Here is a 25,519-nt window from a genome sequence, read left to right as displayed (position 1 = left end):
ACGGTAGACCGATCAGCGAGCCGCCGCCAGGGCCTTCGTGATCCGCTGCAACGAGACGGTCTCGGCGGTCCCGAGCTCCTGCGCGAACAGGCTGAGCCGGAACTCCTCGAGCATCCACCGTGCGTGCACGAGCTCCGGGTGCGCCCCGACCGCGGGCGGGAACGTGCCGCCGGCATCGGTGTAGCGGTCGGTCGCCACGGTGACCTCGCGCATCCAGGTGGCGTCGCGTCCGGGGTTCTGCAGCAGCTTCTGCACGCGGGCCTCGATGCCCTGCAGGTACACGCGGATGCGGCGCAGTCGGTCGAGCCCCGCGACGGCGACGAACCCGGGGAACACGAGGCGCTCCGTCTGCTGGCGCATGTCCGTCAACGCGGCGAGCAGGGACATGGAGTTCGCCTGCTTCAGTGCACGCTCCGCCGACCGTTGGGCGGCCAGGACCGCTGCGACCTCGGACACCGCGGTGAACATCGTGTCGACGACGGTGGCCGACACGGCGTCGCGGACGGACTCGAACTCGGCCTTCGTGAAGACCAGACCGTCGGGGTGGGCACGGCGGATGCCCGAATCGACCACGGCGGCCAGGACGTCGTCGAACAGGGCGGCGGTCGACGGGTACGGGCTGGCGGCGAGCGCGAGCTTCTCCTGCGCGGTCAGGTGCGACTGGATGTACGACACGGGGGAGGGCACCGCGTGCATCACCAGGCGACGCACTCCGGCCGGCATCGTCACCGCCCGGTCCGACGGGGTGGCGAGGAGCTGCACGCCGACGGTCGCCTTCGGGCCCGAGCCCTCCTCCACCAGGGACGGGTACGCGCGGATGATGCCGCCCGCCTGCTCGGTGTCGAGGGTCTGCGGCAGGTCCTGGTCGGGCCAGGCGCTGAGGCCGGACTGTTCCAGCGGACGACCGACGCCGGCGGACGCGACGCGAGCCGCGCCTCCTGGCCGTCCCGCGCCCTTCGCCGTCGCGGAGGCGACGCTCTGCCGGGTCCGGTCCTTGAGCTTGGTCTGCAGGGCCGACAGGTCCTTGCCGGTCTCGACCCGGCGGCCGCGCTCGTCGACCACGGCCCACGTCGGCAGCAGGTGCGCGGGGACGCGGGACAGGTCGAAGTCGGACTCGGTGACCGGGACGTAGGTCATGCGCTGGATCGCCTTGGCGAGGGTGGCGCGGAACGACTCGGTCGGCTCGGTCGGGGCGTCGTCGGGCAGCTCGGCGACGATCTTCTCGGCCCAGTCGGCGGCGGGCACGACGTTCTTGCGGATCTGCTTCGGCAGCGACTTGATGAGCGCGGTGACGAGCTCCTTGCGCAGCCCGCGGACCTGCCAGTCGAACCCCTCTTCGCGCATGCGGGGGAGGAGCGCGAGGGGCACCTGCACGCTGACGCCGTCGTCCTGGGCGCCCGGCTCGAAGCGGTACTTGATCGCCAGCCGCTGGTCGCCGCTCCGCCACTGGGTCGGGTACTCCTGCTGGTCCTGCGCCGCCTCTGCCGCGTCCTCGTCCAGCAGGTCCGACCGGCGCATGGTGAGCAGGTCCGGCTGCTCACGACGGGTGGCTCGCCACCAGCCCTCGAAGTCGCGGGTCGTCGTGATGTCCGCCGGGATGCGGGCGTCGTAGAAGTCGAAGACGCGCTCGTCGTCGAACAGGATGTCGCGGCGGCGTGTGCGTTCCTCGAGCTGTTCGAGTTCGCGCCGGAGTCGACGGTTGTCGCGGTCGAACGCCTGCTGCGAGTCCCACTCGCCCTCGACGAGGGCGTGCCGGATGAAGAGCTCGCGGGAGTGCTCGGGGTCGACGCGCTTGTACTGCACGCGGCGGCGCTCCACGATCGGGACGCCGAACAGGGTCACCCGCTCGTAGGCGACGACGGCGCCCTGCTTCTTCTCCCAGTGCGGCTCACCGTAGGTGCGCTTGAGCAGGTCACCGGCGAGCGGCTCCACCCACGCGGGGTCGATGCGGCCCACCGTCCGCGCGAACAGCCGGCTCGTCTCGACGAGTTCGGCGGCCATCACGGCGTCGGGCTGCTTCTTGGCCAGGACGCTGCCCGGGAACACCACGAACCGGGTGTTGCGGGAGCCGAGGTAGTCGCGCTTCTCGCGGTCGCGCAGACCGATCTGGCTGAGGAGCCCGGACAGGAGTGACCGGTGCACGGCGTCGCCGTCGTCGGAGCGGGACTGCCCGACCCGCACGTCGACCTGCTTGGCGGCGCGGGAGAGCTGCCGGTACAGGTCCTGCCACTCGCGGATGCGCAGGTGGTTGAGGAACTCCGCCTTGCACAACCGGCGGAACGCGCTCGACGACAGTTCCTCCTGCTTGTCCTCGAGGTGGTTCCAGAGGTTGAGCAGGGTGAGGAAGTCGCTCGTGGGATCGGCGAACCGGGCGTGGAGCTGATCGGCGTGGGCGCGCTTCTCGAGGGGGCGCTCCCGCGGGTCCTGGATGCTCAGGGCGCTGACGATCGCGACGACCTCGCGCCCGACGCCCTGCCGACCGGCCTCGAGCACCATCCGCCCGAGTCGCGGGTCGATGGGCAGCCGGGTGAGCTGCCGCCCGGACTTCGTGATGCGGCCGTCCTTGTCGACGGCACGGAGTTCGCGGAGCAGGTCGAGGCCGTCCTTCACGCCCCGGCTGTCCGGCGGCTGCAGGAACGGGAACGACTCGATGTCCCCGAAGCCGAGGGAGATCATCTGCAGGATCACCGCGGCGAGGTTCGTGCGGAGGATCTCGGGGTCGGTGTACTCGGGGCGGCGGCCGAAGTCGTCCTCGGAGTAGAGCCGGATGGCGATACCGGCGCTGGTGCGTCCCGCGCGCCCGGAGCGCTGGTTCGCACTGGCCTGCGAGATCGCCTCGATCGGCAGACGCTGCACCTTGGCGCGCGGGGAGTACCGCGAGATGCGCGCCGTGCCGGTGTCGACGACGTACTTGATCCCCGGCACGGTGAGCGAGGTCTCGGCGACGTTGGTCGCCAGGACCACACGCCTGCGGATGCCCGGCGTGCTGCGGCGCTCGAAGACCCGGTGCTGGTCGGCGGCGGACAACCGCCCGTACAGCGGCAGGACCTCGGTGCCCGGGTAGCGCTTGCCCTCGATGGCGTCCTGGGCGTCGCGGATCTCGTTCTCGCCGGACAGGAACACCAGGACGTCGCCCGGGTCCTCCTGCGCCAGCTCGTCGAGGGCGTCGGTGATCCCCTGCAGGGTGTCGCGGTCGTCGGCGGCGTTCCCGCTGTCGCCGGTCCGGGAGTCGGACTCGTCGTCGGCGTCGTCGCCCTGGTCCTCGGCGACGAGCGGACGGTACCGGACCTCGACCGGGTAGGTGCGGCCGGACACCTCGATGATCGGCGCGCCCCCGAAGTGCTTCGAGAAGGACTCCGGATCGATCGTCGCACTCGTGATGATGAGCTTGAGGTCGGGGCGTCGGGGGAGCAGTCGCTTGAGGTAGCCGAGCAGGAAGTCGATGGTCAGCGACCGCTCGTGCGCCTCGTCGATGATGATCGTGTCGTACCGCTTCAGGTCGCGGTCGAAGTGGATCTCGTTGAGCAGGATGCCGTCGGTCATCAGCTTCACGCGGGTCTCGGAGCTGACCTTGTCGGTGAAGCGCACCTGGTAGCCGACGAGTCCGCCGAGCTCGCCGCCGCCGAGCTCCTCGGCCACCCGCTCGGCGATCGTGCGCGCCGCGATCCGACGGGGCTGCGTGTGCCCGATGTGCTCACGCCCGAGCTCGAGGCAGATCTTGGGCAGCTGGGTCGTCTTGCCGGAACCGGTGGCGCCGGCGACGATCACCACCTGGTTGTCCCGGATGGCGGCCGCGATGTCGTCCCGCCGCTGCGAGACCGGCAGCTCGGGCGGGTAGGTGATGGCGGGCAGCGTGGGAGACATGAGCATTCCAGGATACAGGCTGCGCGGAGCAAGCGGTGGTCAGGCGATCTGCTCGGCGAACGCGTCCGCCGTGCGGGCCGGCAGTGCGCACACCCGGTCGTGGCAGACGTAGGCGGCGGGGTCCAGGTCGTCACGCCCCGCGAACAGTGAGAAGCCGACGTCGCTCCACGCACGGGCCTGCTCGGGCGTGACCACGGCGACGACGGTGCCCGGCTGCCGTGCGCTCCGCGCGACGGCGCGCAGTGGGTCGTCGGCGTCGCTCGTGACGACGACGACCTCGCGGGACGGACGCTGCAGCGCGAGCGCCACCCCGAGGGCGTCCGCGTGGCCGAGTGGTCGCTCGGTACCGGTCAGCGCGCGTGCCGCGACGAGCCGGGCCGCGGCGTCACGGAGTGCACCGTCACCGGTCAGGGCCGCGAGGATCGCCGCCGCCGATGCCAGCCCGACCGTGCCGGAGCGCATCGCGGTCTGCGGCTGTTCGCCCGTGGCCGTCCCCGCCGAGGCCAGCACGGGGTCGACCTCGAAGCGCTCGGCCAGCCCGTCGTCGACGAGCGATCGAGCGACGGTGGCGTACGACACCTCGCCCGTCGCGAGCGCGAGTTCCAGCAGCCCTTCAGCGAGCAGGCCGACGTCCTCGATGGTGGCCGGCGCCGAGGATGCCCCGGCGGGTGTGCTGGAGCGGACCGTCACGTGTCCGGCCTGCACGTGCGCGGCGAGGACGGCATCGGCCGCACCACGAGCCAGGGCCACGAGTTCGGGATCGCCGTGCCGCGCCCCCGCGATCGCGAGCCCCCGGATCGCGAGCCCGTTCCAGCCGGTCAGGACCTGGTTGTCGAGCGGCGGCGGGTCGAGCCGGGAACGTTCTGCGAGGGGTCGCCGGTACCACTCGCCCTCGACCCGGCGGCCGTCGATCGTCGACTCGCTGTCCTGGGCGGCGACGAAGGCGCCGTCGGCGCGGCGCAACGTGTCGCGCAGGAACTCTGCGATGCCGCGTGCCTGCTCGGCCCCCGCCACCGCGAGCAGTCCGGCGTTGTCGTACAGCATGCGCTCGTAGTGCGGCACGCTCCAGTCGCGCCGGGTGGCGTACCGGAAGACCCCGCCGTCGGCGTCGGTCAGCTCGGACGCGCGGATCGCGTGCAACGACCGGTCGAGCAGCCCGTCGGCCTCGGCGTCGCCATCGGCTGCCGCATCGGCGAGGAACTCGAGCAACGGGGTGCTCGGGAACTTCGGGGCACCGCCGAAACCGCCGTGGGTGGTGTCCTCAGCCGCGGCCAGCTGGCCCGTGACGGCACGGATGGCGTCGACGGACGGGAGGCCCGGGTCGGCCCCGTCACCGCCCTCGCCGGAGCGTGCGGTCGCGTCCGCCGCCGCGCCCTGCCGGATCGCCGTCGCGATGGCCGACGCGTTCGCGTCCACCTCGTGCCGCCGCTCCGTCCAGGCGTCGAGCACCGCCGCGAGGATCTGCCGGAACGCCGGGACCTGGCCGACCGGGGAGGGCGGGAAGTACGTCCCCGCGAAGAACACGTGCCCGTCCGGCGTGAGGAACGTCGTCAGCGGCCAACCGAGCTGCTGCGTGAAGGCGCTCGCCGAGGCCATCAGGCTGGCGTCGACGTCCGGACGTTCTTCGCGGTCGACCTTCACCGACACGAAGTCCCGACGGAGCAGCTCGCCGATCTCCGGGTCCGCGAAGCTCTCGCGCGCCATCACGTGGCACCAGTGGCACGTGGCGTAGCCGACCGACACCAGGACGGGGACGTCGCGCTCGCGGGCCTCGGCGAACGCCTCGGGCCCCCACTCGCGCCAGTCGACCGGGTTGTCGGCGTGCAGGCGCAGGTAGGGGCTGACCGAGGTGCCGAGGCGGTTGTCGTCCATGCCCCCAGCGTGCCCCCGGGCGACTGGACGGACCACCGCCCCGGGGCGATTGTGGACGGGAGGACCACTGTGCACAGGCGCCGTGGGGCGATCAGCCCGGGAGCCACCCCGTGATCGACGCGAGCTGCGCGGCGACCTGGGCGGGGGTCAGACCCGCCGTGTCCACCCGGGTGACCGTGTCCGGGGAAGCCGCGTCGAGCCTCCCGGCCGTCCGCGTGCTGTGCGCGAGCTGCGCCTGCGGGAGGGCGCCGCCCGCCCGACTCGCCAACCGGTCGGCGGTGGTGCGGTCGTCGGCGCGGAGCAGGACGGCCGTGACGAGTGGGTCGTCGCCCATCGCGGCTGCGAGGCGGCGGTGTTCGAGCACCGACACGGTGTTCGTGTACACGAGCCGGTGGTGACCGAGTCCCCGGAAGCCGGACCACATCGTCGCGAGGTTCCGCTCGGCCAGGTGCACGTCGGGATGCTCGACGTGCGGGGCAGGGTGGGCCAGGTCGAGCAGGTCGCCCTCGATCACGGCATGGCGGACGTCGGCGGCGACCAGCAGGTCGTGCAGGGCCAGCGCTGCGGTCGACTTGCCGACGCCGGAGCGCCCGCCGATGAACAGGACCTCCGAGCGCACGGCGTCAGCCGAGACCGAGTGACAGGAGCGCCAGTGCGGCGTCCTCCGGGCCGTAGTCGAACATGCGGTCCCAGAACGGGTCGTCGGCCCACGGCACGTCGCCGCCGGCCGGGACCGCGTGCGCGGTCTCGACCAGCCAGTCGAGCTCCGGGACGACCGCGGTGGCGAACGCCGGGGGTTCCCAGCCGAGCGAGCGCGCCGCGGCGGTGTCGAGCACGAACGGCGACGGCGTCGACCACGGCGTCGTGCCGACGAAGGCGGGGGCGTCCTCGTCGAGCAGGACCTCGTCGAAGCGGTGGCCCAGGTGCGCGCCGATGGTGCGCACGATCTCGAGGACGGTCGGGGCGGTGGCGTCCGCGACGTTGAGGATCCGGCGATCGGGTGCGTCCGCCACCAGGCGCACGAGCGAGCCGACGCCGCTCGCCGCGGTGGTGTGGTCGACGCCCCGGCCGTGGTCGGCGAGGAGCACGCGCTCCCGGCCGTCGAGCACGCGGCGGACGACGAACCACTCCCGCGGGCGACCGATCCCGACGCCGTACACCTTCGACGGGCGGAGCACGGTGACCGGGGCGCCGTGGTCGAGCAGGACCTGCTCGGCCGCGACCTTCGCGGCACCGTAGCCGTCCCGACTCGTCGGGTCGCCGTCGCCCGCGGTGACGGTCGGCTGCAGTTCGGTGACCGCGCCGCCGAAGACCGGCTTGTCGAGCGAGTTGGCGTGGCGGCCCTGCTCGTCGGCGTAGACGGCCTTGGACGAGACGAAGACCGTGGAGCCGACGTCGTCGAGGAAGGGCTGGAGCTGCAGGGCGTCATCGCGCGTCACGCCGACGGTGTCGACCAGCAGGTCCGCACCGGGGCGCAGCAGGTCGCGCAGGACGGAGCGGTCCCGTCGGTCGCCCGGCACGAACGAGGCCCCGGCCGCGGCGAGTGCGTCGGCCACGGGGCCGCCGGTGCGGGCAACGACGTCGACCTGCCAGTCGTCACCGCCCCGGCCCGATGCGTCGAGGAGTGCACGAGCGACGGCTGAGCCGATCCCGCCGGTACCGCCGAGGATGACCGCGCGTCTGGTGCTCATGGTGCAACGGTAGTCGTGCTGCGAGCGGGTGCGGCCGGACGCCGGTGGCTGGTGGCCGGTGCGGCTGGACGCCGAGGTGCGGTGGCCGGTGCGGCTGGACGCCGAGGTGCGGTGGCCGGTGCGGCCGGCGGCCGGCCTCCGATGGCCGGTGTGTCAGGACGTCAGTGCCCGGTCGTCGTGCCGCCACCAGTCGGCCAGGGAGCCGTCGTACACCTTGACCCGGTCGTGCCCGAGCACCGTGAGCGCCAGGGCATCGACGCACGCCGCGCTGCCCACCCCGCAGTACGTGACGATCTCGTCCGCTCCGATGACCTCGGCGAAGGCCCGCTCGAGTTCGGCGCCGCGCAGGAACGTGTTCGTCTCGGGGTCCAGCAGGGTGTCCGCCGTGATCGGGGTGCTGCCGGGCACGATCGGCGGGTGGTCGTCGCCGAGCGCGGACCACGGCGCGGCGAACACGAGCGAGGCGGGTTCCTCGCCCGAGACGGCACGGGTGACGCGGTCGTGATCGGCCCACAGCGCGCGTTCCTCGCCCGCCAGGAACGCCCCGGTGTCGGGCCTGGTCGCCGCCGGCGGGGTGTTGAGCGCCCCGACGCGGACCGGTCGGCCCTCGTCGCGCCACTTCGTGAAGCCGCCGTCGAGCACGGCCACCGAGTCGAACCCGAACGAGCGGAAGATCCACCACAGCCGCGCTGACCACTCGCCGTCGCCGTCGTCGTAGACCACGACGGTCGACGTGTTCGTCACGCCGAGCTGCCCGGCGGCGGCTTCGAACCGCTCCGCGCCCGGGCGGGTGAACGGGACGGGGGCGTCCGGCGTCGAGAACGCATCGATCAGGTCGGCGAAGCGGGCTCCGGGAACGTGACCGCGCTGCTCGTGGGCGTCCTGCCCGGAGTGCCACGCGGTCTGGAAGCCGGTCCCCGCCGTGTGCACCGAGGCGTCGAGCACGACGAGCTCGTCAGCACCGAGGTGGTCTGCGAGCCACTGCGTCGACACGAGTGGTGAGGTCAGGACGGGGGCCATGCCGGACACCATAAACCGAGCCCCTGACGTGGGCCAGGAGGTGCGAAACACGGCGCAAACAGGGCGGTGGGAAGTGGGTGGCGTGCGGTTGTGGCCGTCGCATACGTGTGCATCCGTCGACCGTGCACTTGATCTTCGACACGTGGATCGTCGGTACATGCACACGCAGGGGTTGCGTGTGCATGCATCGACCGTGCACAGCGTGTTCGACGCGTGGATCGTCGCAGAACGCGTGCGCCGGGCATGCGTCCACCCACCCGCACGCACAACGGCCCGCCCCCACAGAACGGGGACGGGCCGAGGGTGCGCCGGGGCTCAGTGCGCCGCGGCGGGGATGCTCCCGGTCGTCGCGGAACCGGCACGGGCGAGCCGCTCGAGCCGCACCGCCTGCCGGTTGATGAGCAGCCCGCCGGCGAGGGCGACGAGCACGAGCACGCCGGCCGAGATCGCGAACGCCGCGTGGTACCCGTCGAGCACCGCCTGGGCCTGCTGCAGCTTCGTGGGGGCGCCGGACGATGCGGACAGGCTGTTCGACACGACGTCGGCGAAGATCGTCGACAGCAGCGCCGTGCCGATCGAACCGCCGATCTGCTGCATCGTGTTGACCGTCGCCGAGGCCACGCCGGCGTCGGCGCGGTCGACCCCCGTCGTCGCGGTGTTCATCGCGGACGAGAAGATCGTGCCCATGCCGAGCCCGATCACGATCAGCGCCGGCATGACGGTGCCCGCGTAGGAGCTGTCGAGGTCGGTGCGCAGGAGCAGGAGCAGTCCGGTCGCGGCGACCAGGCCACCGGCGAAGATCAGGACCTTCGGGCCGACGCGGGGCAGCAGGCGTCCACCGATCTGCGTCGCCGAGATCATGATCGACAGCGGCATCGGCAGGAACGCCAGACCGGTCTGCAGCGAGCTGAACCCGAGGGTCTGCTCGAGGTAGTAGGTCAGGAACAGGAAGATGCCGAACATCCCGATCGCGACCAGGCCGATGGCGATGAACGATCCGCCGCGGTCACGGTCGAGCACGACGCGGAGCGGCAGGAGCGGGTGGGCGACCCGCGTCTCGATGACCACGAAGGCGGCGATCAGGACGACCCCGGCGGCGAGCATGGCGATCGTGACGGGGGAGTCCCAGCCGTTCGTCTCGGCGTTCGAGAACCCGTAGACGACCCCGACCAGGCCCGCGGTGATGGTGATGACGCCCAGGACGTCGATGCGCGGACGCTCGACCTTCGGCGGACGCTCCATGAAGACGAGGGCGCCGATCACGCCGAGCACGGCGAACACGACGTTGACGTAGAGGCACCAGCGCCACGAGGCGTACTCGGTCAGCACGCCGCCGAGCAGCAGACCGATGGCCGCACCCGATCCGGCGATGGACCCGAAGATGCCGAAGGCCCGACCGCGTTCCTTCGGGTCACGGAACGTCGTGGTCAGCATGCCGAGCGCGGACGGTGCGAGCAGGGCACCGAACACGCCCTGCAGCGCACGTGCGGCGACGAGCAGGCCGAACGAGTCGGCGAGGCCGCCGAGCACCGAGGCCACGGCGAAGCCGACGAGCCCGACGATGAACGTGTTCTTCCGACCGAACAGGTCGCCGAGGCGCCCGCCGAGCAGCAGCAGGGACCCGAACGCCAGCGAGTACGCGGTGACGATCCACTGCCGCTGGTCGGTGCCGAAGTCGAGGTCGGCCTGGGCCGAGGGGAGCGCGATGTTGACGATGGTGGCGTCGAGCACGACCATCAGCTGCGCGAGGGCGATGACCGCCAGGGCGATCCAGCGACGGTTGCTCGGGGCGGGGGTGGTGCCGGGAGTCGTGGGCGCCGCCCCGGTGGGGGTCGGCGCGGTGTGTTCTGCCGTCACGGCAGCCTCCTTCGAGAAGGTTGGAGGGGGAGGTGGAGGGCGCGCCGTCGAGCCCTCCGGAGAGCGGTGTTCCGGAACCGGATGCGTGGCATCCGGTTCGCACCAGTGTAGACCGAAACGGAAGAACCGCATCCACTTGTTCCCAGAAGGTTCAACTAGATTCGGACCGTGAGCAGCACCGACTCCGCGTCCGACCTCGACCGACCGCTGCGCGCCGACGCCGCTCGGAACCGCGAGCTCATCCTGCAGACGGCTCGCAAGTGCTTCGCGGAACGCGGTCTCTCGGTCACCCTGAACGACATCGCGCACGAGGCGGGCGTCGGCGTCGGGACGGTCTACCGCCGGTTCGCCGACAAGGACTCCCTGATCGAGGCGCTGCTCGCCACCAAGTTCGAGGCCCTGAACGACGCTGCGGCCCGCGCCGCCGACGAGATCGACCCCCGCGAGTCGCTCCGGGTCTACCTGATGGGGGTGTTCGAGTTCCGTGCGCGCGACCGCGCCCTGGCCGACGCGATCGTCCGGGCCGGCAGGGCACGCCCGTCGGTCGTGCACGAGCGCGACCGCCTCGAGACCCAGGTGTCCGAGATCATCCGACGGGCGCGCGACGCCGGGGTGGTCCGCAGCGGGTTCGACTCCCGAGACCTCCCCATGCTCACGTCGATGGTCGGAGCGGTCGCCGACACCACGCGCGCGCACGACCCCGACGCCTGGCGCCGGTACGCCGAGGTCCTGATCGAGGGCGTGCTGCCCGGCGGGACGACCGCCCCGATGCTCGGGGAGCCCCTGGACCGCGAGTCGATCGAACGGGCCCTGCACGCGCAGTCCTGACGCGGGGCGTCACGCCGGCACACGGACCGAGCGGCGGACGGGAGGCCCGTGGCGGGCCCGCCACGCGCCTCCAGTCCGCGCCGGGTCGCGACCACCGCACCCGGCGCGCGGTCGCGCCGGGTGGCCTACAGCCAGCTCGGCAGCCAGTAGTGGGACCGGACGAAGTCCCACGGAACCTGCACCGCCGTCCACATCGGGTACCAGTACACCGTCGCGAGCACGACGATCCCGAGGTACACGCCCACCCACACGATCGCGCGCGTCCGCCGGCGGCGGTCGTCGTCGCGTGACCCGAGCACCAGGCCGATCGCGGCCGCCAGCGCCATCACCATGAAGGGCTCGAAGGCGATCGTGTAGAACTGGAACACCGTGCGGTCCAGGTAGCCCAGCCAGGGCAGGTACCCCGCAGCGACGCCGAGCAGGACGAAGCCGTACTCCCACCGCCGGCGCAGGACCCAGAGCACGAGCAGGGCCACGACGGCGACGACCGAGGCGTACCAGATGAACGGGTTCGCGACGCCGGTGATCGCCTCGCCGCAGCGCGAGGCCCAGCAGCCGTCCTGGCCGGCGTCGGTGCCGACGTAGTACATCGACGTGGGTCGCTGCATCAGGAGCCAGAGCAGCGGGTTCGCCTGGTACGAGTGCGGGGTGTGCAGCCCGATGTTGAAGGCGTAGATCTCGGACTGGTAGTGCCACCAGTTCTGCAGGCTGTCCGGCACCCAGGCGAGCACGCCGGTCCACCGCTCGCCGCCGGAGGCCAGCCAGTTGCGGTCCCAGCCGTCCTTCGAGACGAACCAGCCGGTCCACGACGCGACGTACGTGACGGCCGCGATCGGCACCGTCAGCAGGAACGACACCGGTGCCTGCTGCAGCAGCGCGCTCGACGCCCAGAACTCCACACCGGCACGACGCCGCATCAGCATGTCGCTCAGCACCGAGTACAGGGCGAAGAACGCCAGGAAGTACAGCCCCGACCACTTCGTCGCCGCCGCGAGCCCCAGGGTCAGCCCCATCGCGAACAGCCACGGCCGCCACCACAGCACCGGCCCCCACAGGGTGTCCCGGCCCGCGGCGGCCCGCGCGGCCACCCACTCGTCGAGCTTCCGCCTGGTCCGCCGGCGGTCGAGCAGCAGCGCGCCGGCACCGAGCACGACGAAGAACGTCAGGATGCCGTCGAGCAGCGTGACCCGGGACATCACGATGGCCTGCCCGTCGATCGCGAGCAGGAACCCGGCGAGCGTGCCGATCATGGTCGAGCGGAACAGCGAGCGGGCGATGACGGCCGTCAGGAACACCGTCGCGATGCCCAGGACGGCGACCGTGAAGCGCCAGCCGAAGGCGTTGTCCGCCCCGAACAGCAGCATGCCGAGGCCGATCAGGTACTTGCCGAGCGGCGGGTGGGCGATGAACTCCGCCGCGCTCGTGAAGATGTCGGTCTCGCCGCGGACGAAGCGGTCGTCCGTCGTCGGGGCCGAGTCGCTGCTCGGGTTCGCCGGCCAGGTGCCCTCGTACCCCAGGTGGACGATCGACCAGCCGTCCTTCACGTAGTACGTCTCGTCGAACACCAGGGCGTGCGGGGTGCCGAGGTGCACCAGGCGCAGGACCGCGGCGAGCAGCGTCACCGCGAGCGGTCCCGTCCAGCGCCACACCGCGACGCGCCGTGACGAGGAGAGCACCCGCCCCCACCAGTCGTCGAGACGCGAGCCGACGGGCCCCTCGGGCACGGCCGTGCGGTCGTCGGTCAGCTCGCTGGTCATCGCTGAGCATCCTACGGATCGCGGTCATGTCCGCGCTGGCCGGGTGCTGCGACGACAATGGGTGCGTGATCGTCCTCGCTGCAACGCCCATCGGCAACCTCGGGGACGCCTCGCGCCGTCTCGTCGAGACCCTCTCCAACGCCACCGTGGTCGCTGCGGAGGACACCAGGACCGCCGTGCACCTGATGCGCGCGCTCGGCATCGAGAACCGTCCGCGGCTCATCGCCCTGCACGAGCACAACGAGCGGGCGAAGGCGTCCGAGGTGATCGAGCTCGCCCGCGACGAGGACGTCGTGGTGCTGACCGACGCCGGCATGCCCGCGATCAGCGACCCGGGCTTCCCCCTCGTCGAGGCCGCTGCCGCGGCCGGGGTCACCGTCACCGCCCTGCCCGGACCGTCGGCGGTGCTCATGGCGCTCGCCGTCTCGGGCCTGCCCACCGACCGCTTCACCTTCGAGGGTTTCCCGACCCGCAAGGCCGGGGAGCGCCGCCGGGCGTTCCAGGCGCTGGCGGGGGAGCAGCGGACGATGGTGTTCTTCGAGTCGCCGCACCGACTGGCCGAGACCCTGGCCGACATGGCCGTCGGGTTCGGTGGCGACCGCCGCGCTGCGGTCTGCCGCGAGCTGACGAAGCTGTACGAAGAGGTGCGTCGCGGGCCCCTGGACGAGCTGGTCGCGTGGGCGTCCGACGGTGTCCGCGGCGAGATCTGCGTCGTCGTGGCGGGCGCGGCCGAGGCGACCGAGGAGGCGACGCTCGACGACGGCGTCCGGCTGGTGCTCGAGCGGGTCGCCGCCGGCATGCGCATGAAGGAGGCCGCCGCGGCGGTCGCCGACGCGACCGGGCTGTCGAAACGGGACCTGTACGAGGGCGCGCTCGCGGCGCGGTAGACCGCCCGGCCTGCGGTCTGGAGGCGCGGGACGGGCCCGCCACGGGCCTCCCGTCCCGTTTCTCCACAGGTTGCGCGCGGGGCGCGTCATGCCGCTCCTGCCCGCCCGTAGGATGGTCGGCATGTCCGACGGGTCCTCGTTCAGCATCACCACGCCGATCTTCTACGTGAACGACGTGCCCCACATCGGGCACGCGTACACCGAGGTCGCCGCGGACTTCCTCGCACGCTGGCACCGGCAGCGCGGTGACGATGCCTGGCTGCTCACCGGCACCGATGAGCACGGGCAGAAGATCCTGCGCACCGCCTCGGCGAACGACGTCACCCCGCAGGAGTGGGCGGACCGGCTGGTCACCGAGTCGTGGAAGCCGTTGCTCGACACCGTCGACGTCGCGAACGACGACTTCATCCGCACCACCGACGAGCGGCACGAGCGCGGCGTGACCGCGTTCCTGCAGAAGCTCTACGACGACGGCTTCATCTACGCGGGCGAGTTCGAGGGCTTCTACTGCGTGGGCTGCGAGGAGTACAAGCAGCCGAGCGACCTGGTCCCCGGGACCGGCGCGTACGAGGGCCAGCAGGTCTGCGCGATCCACTCGATCCCGGTCGAGGTGCTGTCCGAGCGCAACTACTTCTTCCGGATGTCCGACTTCGAGCAGCGCCTGCTCGACCTGTACGAGTCGAACCCGCTGTTCATCCAGCCCGAGAGCGTCCGCAACGAGATCATCTCGTTCGTCAAGCAGGGGCTGCGCGACCTGTCGATCTCGCGGTCGAGCTTCGACTGGGGCATCACGATCCCGTGGGACCACGACCACGTGCTGTACGTGTGGTTCGACGCGCTGCTCAACTACGTCACGGCGCTCGGCTACGGCACGGACGACGACGAAGCGTTCCGCCGCCTGTGGCCGAGCGTGCACATCGTCGGCAAGGACATCGCCCGCTTCCACGCCGTGATCTGGCCCGCGATGCTCATGGCCGCGGGGCTGCCGGTGCCCGAGCGCGTCTTCGGCCACGGCTGGCTGCTCGTCGGCGGCGAGAAGATGTCCAAGTCGAAGCTGACCGGCATCGCGCCGTCCGAGATCACCGACACGTTCGGGTCCGACGCGTTCCGCTACTACTTCCTGCGCGCCATCACCTTCGGGCAGGACGGCAACTTCAGCTGGGAGGACATCTCGGCCCGGTACCAGGCGGAACTCGCCAACGGGTACGGCAACCTGGCCTCCCGCCTGGTCGCGATGCTGCAGAAGTACTTCGACGGCGCGGTCCCGACCCGGGGTGCGCTGACCGAGTCCGACCAGGCGATCGACGACCTGGCGATCTCGGTCACCGAGCGTGCCGACGCCGCGGTCGCCGCCTTCGCCCCGCACGACGCGATCGCCACCGTCTGGGAGCTCGTCGACGCCCTGAACGGCTACATCACCGAGCAGGCGCCGTGGACCCTGGCGAAGGACGACGCCGACCGCGAGCGGCTCGGCACGGTCCTGACCACGGCACTCCGCGGCCTGGGCACCGTCACCGTCCTGCTCTCCCCGGTCACGCCGAAGGCGACCGAGAAGCTCTGGGCCTCGATCGGTGCCGGCGGCTCCGTCGCCGAGCAGCGGGTCGACCGCGCGTTCGAGTGGCAGGGCGCAGCGAACGTCGTGCCGCTCGAGAGCGGGCTGTTCCCGCGCATCGAGCAGGTCTCCGCGTGACCGACGCGGAACCGCACGTCCGGGCACGTGGTGACGGGTCGTCCGGCGGGTCGAAGCGCGACCTGACCTACCCGCCGCTGCCCCAGGCGCTCGTCGTGCCGGTGTACGACAACCACACCCACATGGAGATCGCCGACGGCGTGGGCGACGGCGGCGACGGGCCCCTGGAGTACCGCGAGCACCTCGACCGCGCGTCGAGCGTCGGGGTGCGCGGGGTCATGCAGGTCGGCACCGACCTCGCCACCTCGGAGTGGTCCGCCGCGATCGCCGCCCGGGAGCCCCGCGTCCTGGCCGCCGTCGCGCTGCACCCGAACGAAGCCCCCGTGCTGCAGGAGCAGGGGCTGCTCGACGAGCACCTCGCCGGCATCGAACGGCTCGCGGGGCTGCCGCGGGTCCGGGCGATCGGTGAGACCGGCCTCGACTTCTTCCGCACCGGCGAGGACGGCCGCGACGCCCAGGTCCGGTCGTTCGAGGAGCACATCCGCATCGCCAAGGAGCACGACCTGGCGCTGACCATCCACGACCGCGACGCGCACGACGCCGTGGTCGAGGTGCTCGACCGCGTCGGCGCCCCCGAGCGCACCGTCTTCCACTGCTTCTCCGGCGGCCCCGACCTCGCCCGCCTGTGTGCGGAGCGCGGCTGGTACATGTCGTTCGCCGGCACCGTCACGTTCAAGAACGCGGAGTCCCTGCGCGAGGCCCTCCGGGTCGCGCCGCGGCACCTGGTCATGGTCGAGACGGACGCCCCGTTCCTCACGCCGACACCGTTCCGTGGCCGCCCGAACGCGCCGTACCTCATCCCGCTCACGCTGCGGTCGATGGCTGAGACCCTCGGCACCGACGCATCGATGCTCGCGGCCCAGATCGCGTCGAACACCGAGCTCGTGTACGGCGCGTGGGACGCCGAGCCCGTCACGGTGGACGAGTAGGCGTGGGCGCGCTGCTCGGCCCGGCGGAGATCCGGGAGCTCGCGGCCGAACTCGACGTCACCCCGACGAAGAAGCTCGGCCAGAACTTCGTGCACGACGCCAACACCGTGCGACGCATCGTGGCCGTCGCCGGCGTCACCCCGACCGCACGGGTGCTCGAGATCGGGCCCGGCCTGGGCTCGCTGACGCTCGGGCTCACCGAGACCGGCGCACCCGTCACCGCGGTCGAGATCGACAAGCGCCTGGCCGCCAAGCTGCCGTCGACCGTCAGCACCATGCAGCCGGACGCGACGCTCACCGTCGTGCAGCAGGACGCCATGACCGTCGCCGCGTCGGACCTCGACACCGCACCCACGCACCTGGTCGCGAACCTGCCCTACAACATCTCCGTCCCCGTGCTGCTGCACCTGCTCGCGACCTTCCCGTCGATCGAGCGGTCCCTCGTCATGGTGCAGGCCGAGGTCGGGTACCGGCTCGCCGCCACCCCCGGCAGCAAGGTCTACGGGTCGCCGAGCGTCAAGGCCGCCTGGTACGGCGCGTGGAGCACCGCGGGACTCGTCAGCCGCCAGGTCTTCTGGCCGGTGCCGAACGTCGACAGCGTGCTGGTGGCGTTCGACCGGCACGAGCCCCCGGGCGACGAGGCCCTGCGGTCGCAGGTGTTCGCCCTGGTCGACGCGGCGTTCCAGCAGCGCCGCAAGATGCTGCGGCAGAGCCTGTCCGGGGTGCTCGGCGGCAGCGCGCACGCGTCCGAGGTCCTGGCAGCGGCGGGCATCGACCCGACCGCTCGGGGCGAGGCGATCGGTGTCGACGACTTCGTGCGGCTCGGGCGGACGGTCCTCGCTGCTGCCGAGTGACGTCTGGCCGACGGACACGCAGCGAAATACGGAATGTTCGGTGGCGTCCGTTCGGCGCTCCTACGGTTGACTCCATCGACCAAGGAGGCAACGTGCGACCAGCCGAACCACCCCACCCGCTCCGCCGTGTCCCGACCGAGGAACGGCTCACGGCGGGACATCGTCCCACCGTCCTCAGCGCGGATCCTGCTGGGCCGCCCGAGCCGAGAGTCGCCACCGAGGCCGAGCGCCAGGCGTTGTTCGCTCGGACACCACGGCCGGCCGGGACCTTCGAAGAACGCCGCGCGCGACGGCAGCGCGCGATCGAGTCGATCGATCCGGATTGCCGGGTCGAGCCGATCGAGCGCCTGCTCCGGGCGTCCTGACCGTGTTCGAGCCGCTCGGCTCCGATGACTTCGACGAGCATCGGGTTCTGGAGTTCGACCGATGCTCGGGCCGACCGGGCGCGGTCCTCGTAGAGACGAGTTTCATCCAGTGCGTCCTGCATCGTGCGGAGCCGAACCATGCCCGTGCGTCAGCGTTCTGGGATCACCTCGATCTTGCCGACACGAGCATCGTGTACAGCGGGTTCACGGAGTTCGAGCTCTTCGAATCAGCTCAGCGCAAGGGGCCCCAGGCGGGGCGTCACCACAGATCGGCGTGGCAGGACCTGTTGCGTTCGACCCGACTGCACTGGGCCAGTATCGATGCGGTCGCCGATGACGTTCCCGATCTCATGGAGGAGTTCGGGCTGACCGCTGCAGGTGCCGTGCACGTCGCGACGGCTGCCCACTGGGAGGTCGACGGCTTCGTGACCGTTGATCCCTCGTTCGGCGTGGTGGACAAGGCTCGGCTCCCGTTGATCATCGACTCCGAGGGTGCTCAGCTGGCGCGACGTGTGCGGGCAAGAGCCTCCACGAGCTGACCTGACGGTGCTCCGCGCGCTCTGCGCCCTACGATGACGGCATGACCGACGGCACGGTTCGCTCGCACGCACAGGGGATGGCGCCCGACCGCGTCCTCGCAGCGACGGGCAGGTCACCGGACGAGTGGCACGCCCTGATCGACGGCGCAGACGGGACCACCATCGGGCACGCGGCGATCGCGTCCTGGCTGATCGACCAGGGCGTCGAACCGTGGTGGGCGCAGGGCATCACCATCGGCTACGAGCAGGCCCGCGGACTCCGCATCCCCGGTCAGCGCACGGACGGCACCTTCGCGGTGTCGGCGTCACGACAGGTCCCGGGTGAACGCGAGGCGGTGCTCGACCGGATCGTGCCGGTGTTCACGGCCGCACTCGGGTCGGCGCCGACGTCCGGACGCCGCGGCGGCAAGCGCCCGTCGGCACGGTGGACCTTCCCCGACCGCGAGTCCGTGCTGCTCACCACCGAGGACGGTCCCCGGCCGGACACCGTCCGCATCTCGGTGCAGCGGGAGCGGCTCACCGGCCCCGAGCGGATGCCCGACGCCAAGGCCGAACTGCAGCGGCTCCTCGCCGGGCTCTGACACCGCGAACGGGGGTGCGCGGGCCGAGCGCGGACGCCCCTACGATCGACTCCGTGCCCCGTCGACCCGTCAGCCGCCTCGCCATCGCCATCACCCTGATCGCCGTCATCGGTGGCATCGCGATCATCGTGCTCTCGGTGCGTGACCTCGTGCAGCGTCCGACCGACGACGTGGTCTGGGTGCGACTGCTGGCAGGTGCAGCGATCATCGGCTGGGGCGTCGCCTTCAGCACGCTCGGCCGGTATGACGCGAATGCCGACGACGACGACGCCGCCGACTCGCGCGGCGCCGACGACGCCGCCGACTCGCGCGGCGCCGACGACGCCGCCGACTCGCGCGGCGCCGACGACGCCGTCGCGCTCGGCTCCACGCCCGTTCGTCCGGTCCAGCGAGCGACCACGGTGTTCATGTGGATCGCACTCGGGGCGTGGGCCTACGAGGTCCTCCGGTCGTGGTTCGGATGGACCGTGTGGGGATCGGCGCTCGGCCTCGTCGTGGTGTGCGGCCTCCCCGTGCTCAACCAGTTCCTCGATCGGGTCATCGCCCGCCGCGAGGCCGGCGACGCCCCCGGTCCGGAGAACGCCGCCGGCTGAACCTGCTCGCCGGGCTCAGTGTCCCGCGCCGGCCATCATCTCGAGGATCTGCTGGTGGTTGCCGTTCCGCTCGGCGAACCGGAGCGGCTGCACGTTCTGCACCAGGATCTCGGTGTCGGTTCCCGAGGCCACGAGCTCGATGACCTCGTCGGCGAAGGCGTCGAGCGGCATGCCGCCGAAGTCCGCGCCACCCATCAGGTCGGTCATGACGGCCGGCGGCGCGAGTTCGAGCACCTCGACCGGCGAGCCGACGAGCTGCTGGCGGAGCGACTGCGTGTAGGAGTGCACCGCGGCCTTCGTCGCGTTGTAGGTCGGCGTCGCGGTGAGCGGCACGAAGGCCAACCCGGAGGTGACGGTCATCACCGTCGCCGCGGGGCGGGTGAGCAGGTGCGGCAGGAACGCGTCGATGAGCCGGATCGTCCCGACCAGGTTCGTCTGGATGGTCTCGATCGCGTCGGCCATGTGGTCGGAGGAGCGCAGGTCCTCGTTGCGCATGATCCCGGACATGGTGATGAGTGCGTCCAACGACGGGTACGCGTCGAGCACCGAGGCGGCGGCCGCTGCGATGGAGGCCGCGTCGGCGACGTCGATCTGCACGGTGCCGAAGCCGTGCTCGGCGGCGAGGGAGTCGAGCAGCGCCTGACGACGCCCGCCGATGACGACGGTGCTGCCGGCGGCCTGCAGGCGCTGCGCGAGGGCGAGACCGATGCCGGAGGTCGCGCCGGGGATGAAGACGGTGGAGTTCGTGATGTCCATGACGACGACGATGCCCGGCGGTCGCAGCGGCAACCAGAGCGCGGACATCGGGGGATCGGCGATCCCTGGCATCCGCCGACGAACCGGACCATGATCGAGCCATGGACCGCGCCGCACTCGCTGACTTCCTCCGTCGTCGCCGCGAGCTGCTGCGCCCCGAGGACGTGGGCCTCGGGCAGGGCCCGCGGCGCCGGACCCCGGGACTCCGCCGTGAGGAGGTCGCCGCCCTCGCCGGGATGTCCGTCGACTACTACACGCGGCTCGAACAGCAGCGCGGTCCGCAGCCGTCCGAGCAGATGATCGCGGCGATCGCCCGCGCCCTGCGCTGCAGCCTCGACGAGCGCGACCACCTGTTCCACCTCGCCGGGCAGAACGCCCCGACCCGCATGCACCGCGCCGACCACGTCGACCCGGCGATCCTGCGCGTGCTCGACCGGCTCGAGGACACCCCGGCGATCGTCGTGAGCCACCTTGGCGAGACCCTGGTCGAGAACCGGCTCGCTGCGGCACTCCTCGGCAGCTCGGTCGGCCTGGCCGGCAACCAGCGGTACCAGGCGTGGCGGTGGTTCGTGACCGGCGAGGAACGCGCCAAGTACGCACCCGAGCAGCACGGACGACTGGGCCGGACCGTCGTCGCGTCGCTCCGCGCGACCGTCGGCCTGGCCGGGCCCGGCGACCGCCGTGCCGCCGAGCTCATCGCCGAGCTGGAGGCCCGCAGCCCCGAGTTCCGCGAGCTCTGGGCGAAGCACGAGGTCGCCACGCGCTGGTCGGACAACAAGACGATCGTGCAACCGGAGCTCGGCCGCATCACCGTCGACTGCCAGGTGCTGCACACCGACGACCAGGCGCAGGCACTGCTGCTGTTCACGGCGCCGCCGGGGTCGGAGGACGCGCAGAAGCTCGAGCTCCTCGGCGTCGTCGGTCAGCAGACCTTCGCCGGCTGACCGGCGCAGCGACAGACCCGCCGGCGGACACCTCGTCGCCGCACCGCGGAGCAACGCCGCGTCACACACCTGGCTCCCGCACCGACACCGTGCCTAGGGTGGGGCCGTGAGCTCTCCCCGCGTGTACGTCATCCACGAGAACCCCGAGTGGTTCCCGCCGCTCGCCGCCGCCTTCGAGGCCGAGGGCGTGCCGGTGCAGGAGGTCCTGCTGACCGACGGACAGATCGACCTCGGGGCCGAGCCGGAGCCGGGCGTGTACTGGTCCCGCATGTCGGCGAGCTCCCACACCCGTGGCCACGAGCACAGCAAGGAGTACACCCGCGCGGTCCTCGGCTGGCTCGAGCGAGCCGGTCGTCAGGTCGTCGGCGGCAGCCACGTGCTCGAGCTCGAGGTGTCGAAGGTCGCCCAGCACGGGCTCCTGCAGCAGGCCGGGTTCGACGTGCCCCGCACCACCGCCGTGTTCGGCACGACGACCCTGAAGGACGCCGCCCGGACGTTCACCGACGGGCAGGACGTCCCCTTCATCACGAAGCACAACCAGGGCGGCAAGGGCCTGGGCGTCCGCCGCTTCGACTCGCTCGCCGAGTTCGACGCGTACGCCGACAGCCCCGAGTTCGAGGCGCCGGTCGACGGCATCACGCTGCTGCAGGAGTACCTGACCGCGCGCGAGCCGTTCATCACCCGCGTCGAGTTCGTCGGCGGCGAGTTCGTCTACGCCGTCCGCGTCGACACCAGCGCCGGCAGCTTCGAGCTCTGCCCCGCCGACGCGTGCGAGGTCCCGCAGACCATCGCGGGAGCGGTCTGCGACGTGCCCGGCACCGAGACCGCCGGGGCACCCCCGGCGTTCAGCGTCCGCACGGAGATCACCGCCGAGCACCCGCTGGTCCAGCAGCTGCGCACGTTCCTCGCCGACCAGCGCATCACCATCGCGGGCGTCGAGTTCATGGAGACCACGGACGGCCGCACCGTCGTCTACGACATCAACACGAACACGAACTACAACCCCGCGGTCGAGGAGTCCGCGCCGGCCTCCGGCCCGCGCTCGATCGCCCGGTACCTCGGCGGTCTCCTGACCGACGAGTACGCGGCGCAGCTCACGGCCTGAGCACGCAAGACCCACCGGACTGGAGGGCCGTGGCGGGCCCGCCACGGGCCTCCCGTCCGCCTTTCCCACACCCCCAAGGAACACACGTGCGATTCGGATACTGGACCCCGCTCTTCGGCGGCTGGCTGCGCAACGTCGACAACGAGAACATGCCGGTCACCTTCGACTACGTGAAACGCCTGGCGCAGCGCGCCGAGCGGATCGGCTTCGACCTGACGCTCGTGCCGGAGCTGAACCTCAACGACATCAAGGGCACGGCGGCGCCCTCGCTCGAGGCGTGGTCGCTCGCAGCGGCCATCGCGGCGACGACCGAGCGGCTCGAGATCATGGCGGCCATGCGTCCCGGGTACCACCTGCCCGCGGTGACGGCGAAGCAGGCCGCGACGATCGACGACATCTCGTGCGGCCGCTTCACCTTCAACGTCGTGAGCGCCTGGTGGGCGGAAGAGGCGAAGCAGTACGGCGGGATCTTCTCGGAGCACGACGACCGCTACAAGCGCACCGCCGAGTTCGTCGAGATCATGAAGGGGATGTGGCGGGAGACGCCGTACTCGTTCTCGGGCGAGTACTACGACGTCGAGAACGCGCACCTCGAGCCGAAGCCGCGCGTGACGCCGCGCATCTACGCCGGCGGGGAGAGCGAGGCCGGCAAGGCCGCGATCACCGGGTACGCCGACGCGTACGTGACGCACGGCGGCACCGTCGACGAGCTCCGCGCGAAGATCGACGGCATGAAGCAGCGCCGTGTCGACGCCGGACTGCCGCCGTTCGAGGCGTTCGGCATGGCCGCCTACGTCATCGTGCGCGAGACCGAGGAAGCGGCACAGGCCGAGCTCGCCCGGATCACCGACGTGCAGCACGGCCGGGCGTACGAGTCGTACCAGGACTTCATCTCGAAGTCGCAGCTCGAGCACGTGCCCTCGCTCGAGGACTACTCGGTGTCGAACCGTGGGCTGCGCCCCGGGTTCGTCGGGACGCCGGAGCAGGTGGCCGAACGCATCCGCGCGTTCGAGGACGCCGGGGTCGACACGCTGCTGCTGCAGTTCTCGCCGCAGCTCGAGGAGATGGAGCGCTTCGGCGAGCAGGTCATCCCGCTCGTCCGCGCGTCGGTCCCCGCCGAGGCGGCGTCCTGATGGCCGCCGAGGACGACTGGGCCTTCGAGACCCGGCAGATCCGCGCCGGCTTCACGGCCGACCCGGGCTTCGGCGGCAACGTCCCGCCGATCGCGCAGACCGCCGCGTTCGTGTACCCCTCGGGGGAGGACGCCGCGGCCCGGTTCCTGCTCGACGCGCCCGGTCACACCTACTCGCGGGTGAACAACCCGTCGGCCGCGGCGCTCGAGCGCCGGATCGCCGACCTGGAGGGCGGGATCGGCGCCCTGGCCCTGGCGTCCGGGCAGGCGGCGACGTCGCTGGCCGTGCTCGGGGTCGCGCGTGCTGGCGACCACGTCGTGTCGAGCGCCTCGCTGTACGGGGCGACGTACACGTTGTTCGCGTCGACGCTCCGCGACCTCGGCATCGCGTTCACGTTCGTGCAGGACCCGACCGACCTGTCGGAGTGGGCCGCGGCGGTGCGCCCGGAGACCAAGGCGTTCTTCGGCGAGTCCATCCCGAACCCCCGCGGTGACGTCCTGGACTTCGCCGGGGTGGCCGGGGTCGCACACGAGGCCGGCGTGCCGCTCATCGTCGACAACACCATCGCGACGCCGTACCTGGTCCGGCCGATCGAGCACGGCGCCGACATCGTCGTGCACTCGGCGACGAAGTACCTGGCCGGGCACGGCAGCGCCATCGCCGGACTCATCGTCGACAGCGGGAACTTCGACTGGGCGGCGCACGCCGACGCCTACCCGCAGCTGGCGACGACCGAGCAGTCCGGGTTCGCGAACACGAACTTCGCCGAGAAGTTCGGCCGCCGTGCGTTCATCCAGCGCACCCGCTCGAAGCTGTCCGCCGACCTCGGCCCGGCCATCGCGCCGTTCAACGCGTTCCTGGTGCTGCAGGGCATCCAGACGCTGTCGCTCCGCATGGACCGGCACGTGTCGAACGCGGCCGCCGTCGCGACGTGGTTGGACGCACACGACCAGGTGCTCGGCGTGCACTACGCCGGGCTGCCGTCGTCGCCGTGGCACCACCTGCAGCAGCGGTACGTGCCCGCCGGTCCCTCGGCGGTCCTGGCGTTCGACCTGGACGGCGGGGTCGACGCCGGACGGCGGTTCGTGGCCGCCCTCGAGCTGTTCGACCACGTCTCGAACATCGGTGACGTCCGCTCGCTCGTCGTGCACCCGGCGTCGACGACCCACGTGCAGATGACGTCGTCGGAGCGGGCCGCCGCCGGTGTCGGTGACGGGCTCATCCGGTTGTCGATCGGGCTCGAGCACATCGACGACATCACGGCCGACCTGGTCCGGGGCTTCGCGGCAGCCGCAGCGGGATAGGTTGGGGGCATGACCACGTTGGCCGCCCCGACCCGCGTGCGGACGCGCGCCCCCGGCAAGATCAACGTGTTCCTGTCCGTCGGGGCGCTGCAGGACGACGGGTACCACGACGTCGCCACCGCGTACCAGGCGGTGTCGCTGTACGAGGACGTCACGGCCGAGGTCGCCGACGACTTCTCGGTGACCTTCACCGGGCCGATCGACACGAGCGCCGTGCCGGTGGACGAGTCGAACCTGGCGATCCGCGCGGCCCGGCTGGTGGCCGACGCCGCGGGGCACCGGGGCGGGGTCCGGCTGACCATCGACAAGCAGGTGCCGGTCGCCGGCGGCATGGGCGGTGGCTCGGCGGACGCCGCGGCCACCCTGCTCGCCGTCGACACGCTCTGGGGCACCGCGCTCGGGCGCGAGGAACTGCTCCGGCTCGCCGCGCAGCTCGGCGCCGACGTGCCCTTCGCGTTCGCCGGCGGCACCGCCGTCGGCACCGGTCGCGGCGACGAGCTCAGCCCGGCCCTGGCGAAGGGGGAGTTCCACTGGGTCCTCGCCCTGAGCGACGACGGCCTGAGCACCCCCGCCGTCTACCGCGCGCTCGACGAGCACCGGGAGCGGTACCGCGCAGACATCGCGCCGGCCCCGTCGCACCCGGTGGTCGAGGCGAACGTGCTGCAGGCCCTGCGGGCGGGCGACCCCGACCTGCTGGCCGACTGCGTGCACAACGACCTGCAGGCCCCCGCGATGCGCCTGCAGCCCCGGCTCGCGGCGACGCTGGAGCTCGGCGAGAAGTCCGGTGCGCTCGCGGGCCTGGTGTCCGGCAGCGGCCCGACCGTGGCGTTCCTGGTGGGCGATCGCGACGCCGCGCTCGAGCTGCAGGTCGAGCTCAGTGCCGCCGGCCTCGTGGCGCTCCGCGCGACCGGACCCGTGCACGGCGCGCGCGTCCTGCACTGACCTCGCAG

At 71.9% G+C, this 25,519-nt stretch carries 21 protein-coding genes; 13 read left to right on the top strand and 8 right to left on the bottom strand.

The genetic code is table 11. The features are described from left to right. Positions 1 to 12 precede the first annotated feature (12 nt). The 6 genes from hrpA to LEL83_RS03335 form a co-directional block, all read right to left on the bottom strand. Positions 13 to 3,864, bottom strand: coding sequence for an ATP-dependent RNA helicase HrpA (gene hrpA, locus LEL83_RS03360; RefSeq protein WP_225557769.1), 3,852 nt, complete (start codon positions 3,862 to 3,864; stop codon positions 13 to 15). Positions 3,865 to 3,903: 39 nt separating this feature from the next. Further along, entirely contained in the window at positions 3,904 to 5,736 is a 1,833-nt protein-coding gene (locus LEL83_RS03355; protein ID WP_225557768.1) for a thioredoxin domain-containing protein, read from the bottom strand. A gap of 91 nt (positions 5,737 to 5,827) precedes the next feature. Next, entirely contained in the window at positions 5,828 to 6,355 is a 528-nt protein-coding gene (locus LEL83_RS03350) for an AAA family ATPase (protein WP_225557767.1), read from the bottom strand. A gap of 4 nt (positions 6,356 to 6,359) precedes the next feature. Beyond that, the gene (locus LEL83_RS03345; protein ID WP_225557766.1) at positions 6,360 to 7,427 is read right to left on the bottom strand and encodes an NAD-dependent epimerase/dehydratase family protein; all 1,068 of its coding nucleotides are present in this window, start codon (positions 7,425 to 7,427) and stop codon (positions 6,360 to 6,362) included. Between the two features lie 153 nt (positions 7,428 to 7,580). After that, positions 7,581 to 8,447 carry a sulfurtransferase gene (locus LEL83_RS03340; protein WP_225557765.1) on the bottom strand — a complete coding sequence of 289 codons (867 nt, stop codon included), beginning with the start codon at positions 8,445 to 8,447 and terminating at the stop codon, positions 7,581 to 7,583. 315 nt (positions 8,448 to 8,762) lie between these two features. Further along, positions 8,763 to 10,304 (bottom strand): MFS transporter, encoded by a 1,542-nt coding sequence (locus LEL83_RS03335; RefSeq protein WP_225557764.1) that lies wholly within the window; start codon positions 10,302 to 10,304, stop codon positions 8,763 to 8,765. A gap of 168 nt (positions 10,305 to 10,472) precedes the next feature. Here LEL83_RS03335 and LEL83_RS03330 point away from each other — a divergent pair, with 168 nt between their 5' ends. Beyond that, a complete protein-coding gene (locus tag LEL83_RS03330; RefSeq protein WP_198656628.1) occupies positions 10,473 to 11,132 on the top strand; it encodes a TetR/AcrR family transcriptional regulator in 660 nt (219 codons plus the stop codon). A 125-nt stretch (positions 11,133 to 11,257) separates the two neighbouring features. Here LEL83_RS03330 and LEL83_RS03325 read toward each other — a convergent pair whose 3' ends face one another. Continuing rightward, complete coding sequence (locus LEL83_RS03325; protein ID WP_225557763.1) at positions 11,258 to 12,889, bottom strand: dolichyl-phosphate-mannose--protein mannosyltransferase; 1,632 nt, start codon at positions 12,887 to 12,889, stop codon at positions 11,258 to 11,260. 65 nt (positions 12,890 to 12,954) lie between these two features. Here LEL83_RS03325 and rsmI point away from each other — a divergent pair, with 65 nt between their 5' ends. From rsmI to LEL83_RS03290, 7 genes are all read left to right on the top strand, one after another. Beyond that, positions 12,955 to 13,776, top strand: a complete 822-nt coding sequence (gene rsmI / locus LEL83_RS03320) for a 16S rRNA (cytidine(1402)-2'-O)-methyltransferase (RefSeq protein ID WP_225557762.1) — start codon at positions 12,955 to 12,957, stop codon at positions 13,774 to 13,776. A gap of 121 nt (positions 13,777 to 13,897) precedes the next feature. Then, entirely contained in the window at positions 13,898 to 15,466 is a 1,569-nt protein-coding gene (gene metG, locus LEL83_RS03315) for a methionine--tRNA ligase (protein WP_225557761.1), read from the top strand. After that, positions 15,463 to 16,395: a TatD family hydrolase gene (locus tag LEL83_RS03310; protein WP_225557760.1), complete on the top strand. Its 933-nt coding sequence runs from the start codon at positions 15,463 to 15,465 to the stop codon at positions 16,393 to 16,395. Before metG ends, LEL83_RS03310 begins: the two co-directional genes overlap by 4 nt. Positions 16,396 to 16,397: 2 nt before the next feature. Next, entirely contained in the window at positions 16,398 to 17,249 is an 852-nt protein-coding gene (rsmA, locus tag LEL83_RS03305; protein ID WP_198656623.1) for a 16S rRNA (adenine(1518)-N(6)/adenine(1519)-N(6))-dimethyltransferase RsmA, read from the top strand. Positions 17,250 to 17,616: 367 nt separating this feature from the next. Further along, on the top strand, positions 17,617 to 18,153 hold the full coding sequence (locus LEL83_RS03300; RefSeq protein ID WP_225557759.1) for a type II toxin-antitoxin system VapC family toxin: 537 nt from the start codon (positions 17,617 to 17,619) through the stop codon (positions 18,151 to 18,153). 41 nt (positions 18,154 to 18,194) lie between these two features. Further along, on the top strand, positions 18,195 to 18,734 hold the full coding sequence (locus tag LEL83_RS03295) for a hypothetical protein (RefSeq protein ID WP_182065109.1): 540 nt from the start codon (positions 18,195 to 18,197) through the stop codon (positions 18,732 to 18,734). 53 nt (positions 18,735 to 18,787) lie between these two features. Continuing rightward, a complete protein-coding gene (locus tag LEL83_RS03290) occupies positions 18,788 to 19,327 on the top strand; it encodes a hypothetical protein (RefSeq protein ID WP_225557758.1) in 540 nt (179 codons plus the stop codon). A 15-nt stretch (positions 19,328 to 19,342) separates the two neighbouring features. On the opposite strand, the gene LEL83_RS03285 is transcribed toward LEL83_RS03290, so the two are convergent. After that, positions 19,343 to 20,083 (bottom strand): SDR family oxidoreductase, encoded by a 741-nt coding sequence (locus tag LEL83_RS03285; protein ID WP_225557834.1) that lies wholly within the window; start codon positions 20,081 to 20,083, stop codon positions 19,343 to 19,345. A gap of 101 nt (positions 20,084 to 20,184) precedes the next feature. Here LEL83_RS03285 and LEL83_RS03280 point away from each other — a divergent pair, with 101 nt between their 5' ends. The 5 genes from LEL83_RS03280 to LEL83_RS03260 all read left to right on the top strand — a co-directional run bounded on the left by LEL83_RS03280 (position 20,185) and on the right by LEL83_RS03260 (position 25,511). After that, positions 20,185 to 21,027, top strand: coding sequence for a helix-turn-helix transcriptional regulator (locus tag LEL83_RS03280; RefSeq protein ID WP_182065106.1), 843 nt, complete (start codon positions 20,185 to 20,187; stop codon positions 21,025 to 21,027). A 106-nt stretch (positions 21,028 to 21,133) separates the two neighbouring features. Continuing rightward, complete coding sequence (locus LEL83_RS03275; protein ID WP_225557757.1) at positions 21,134 to 22,132, top strand: ATP-grasp domain-containing protein; 999 nt, start codon at positions 21,134 to 21,136, stop codon at positions 22,130 to 22,132. A gap of 86 nt (positions 22,133 to 22,218) precedes the next feature. Next, on the top strand, positions 22,219 to 23,265 hold the full coding sequence (locus LEL83_RS03270; protein ID WP_225557756.1) for an LLM class flavin-dependent oxidoreductase: 1,047 nt from the start codon (positions 22,219 to 22,221) through the stop codon (positions 23,263 to 23,265). Further along, positions 23,265 to 24,569 carry an O-acetylhomoserine aminocarboxypropyltransferase/cysteine synthase family protein gene (locus LEL83_RS03265; RefSeq protein ID WP_225557755.1) on the top strand — a complete coding sequence of 435 codons (1,305 nt, stop codon included), beginning with the start codon at positions 23,265 to 23,267 and terminating at the stop codon, positions 24,567 to 24,569. The genes LEL83_RS03270 and LEL83_RS03265 overlap by 1 nt, the downstream gene beginning before the upstream one ends. Before the next feature lie 9 nt (positions 24,570 to 24,578). After that, the gene (locus LEL83_RS03260; RefSeq protein WP_198656617.1) at positions 24,579 to 25,511 is read left to right on the top strand and encodes a 4-(cytidine 5'-diphospho)-2-C-methyl-D-erythritol kinase; all 933 of its coding nucleotides are present in this window, start codon (positions 24,579 to 24,581) and stop codon (positions 25,509 to 25,511) included. Positions 25,512 to 25,519 lie beyond the last annotated feature (8 nt).

Origin of the sequence: Curtobacterium oceanosedimentum (genome assembly GCF_020297365.1) — a bacterium.
Classification (GTDB): Bacteria; Actinomycetota; Actinomycetes; order Actinomycetales; family Microbacteriaceae; genus Curtobacterium.
Note: the sequence above shows the minus strand (reverse complement) of the source record. Positions and strands in the feature narration are given on the sequence as shown.

Bases quoted from the DNA above. Each gene is read 5' to 3' on its own strand.
- hrpA (WP_225557769.1), bottom strand. From the start codon at position 3,864: ATGTCTCCCACGCTGCCCGCCATCACCTACCCGCCCGAGCTGCCGGTC.
- LEL83_RS03355 (WP_225557768.1), bottom strand. From the start codon at position 5,736: ATGGACGACAACCGCCTCGGCACCTCGGTCAGCCCCTACCTGCGCCTG.
- LEL83_RS03345 (WP_225557766.1), bottom strand. From the start codon at position 7,427: ATGAGCACCAGACGCGCGGTCATCCTCGGCGGTACCGGCGGGATCGGC.
- LEL83_RS03340 (WP_225557765.1), bottom strand. From the start codon at position 8,447: ATGGCCCCCGTCCTGACCTCACCACTCGTGTCGACGCAGTGGCTCGCA.
- LEL83_RS03325 (WP_225557763.1), bottom strand. From the start codon at position 12,889: ATGACCAGCGAGCTGACCGACGACCGCACGGCCGTGCCCGAGGGGCCC.
- metG (WP_225557761.1), top strand. From the start codon at position 13,898: ATGTCCGACGGGTCCTCGTTCAGCATCACCACGCCGATCTTCTACGTG.
- LEL83_RS03295 (WP_182065109.1), top strand. From the start codon at position 18,195: ATGACCGACGGCACGGTTCGCTCGCACGCACAGGGGATGGCGCCCGAC.
- LEL83_RS03285 (WP_225557834.1), bottom strand. From the start codon at position 20,083: ATGGACATCACGAACTCCACCGTCTTCATCCCCGGCGCGACCTCCGGC.
- LEL83_RS03280 (WP_182065106.1), top strand. From the start codon at position 20,185: ATGGACCGCGCCGCACTCGCTGACTTCCTCCGTCGTCGCCGCGAGCTG.
- LEL83_RS03265 (WP_225557755.1), top strand. From the start codon at position 23,265: ATGGCCGCCGAGGACGACTGGGCCTTCGAGACCCGGCAGATCCGCGCC.
- LEL83_RS03260 (WP_198656617.1), top strand. From the start codon at position 24,579: ATGACCACGTTGGCCGCCCCGACCCGCGTGCGGACGCGCGCCCCCGGC.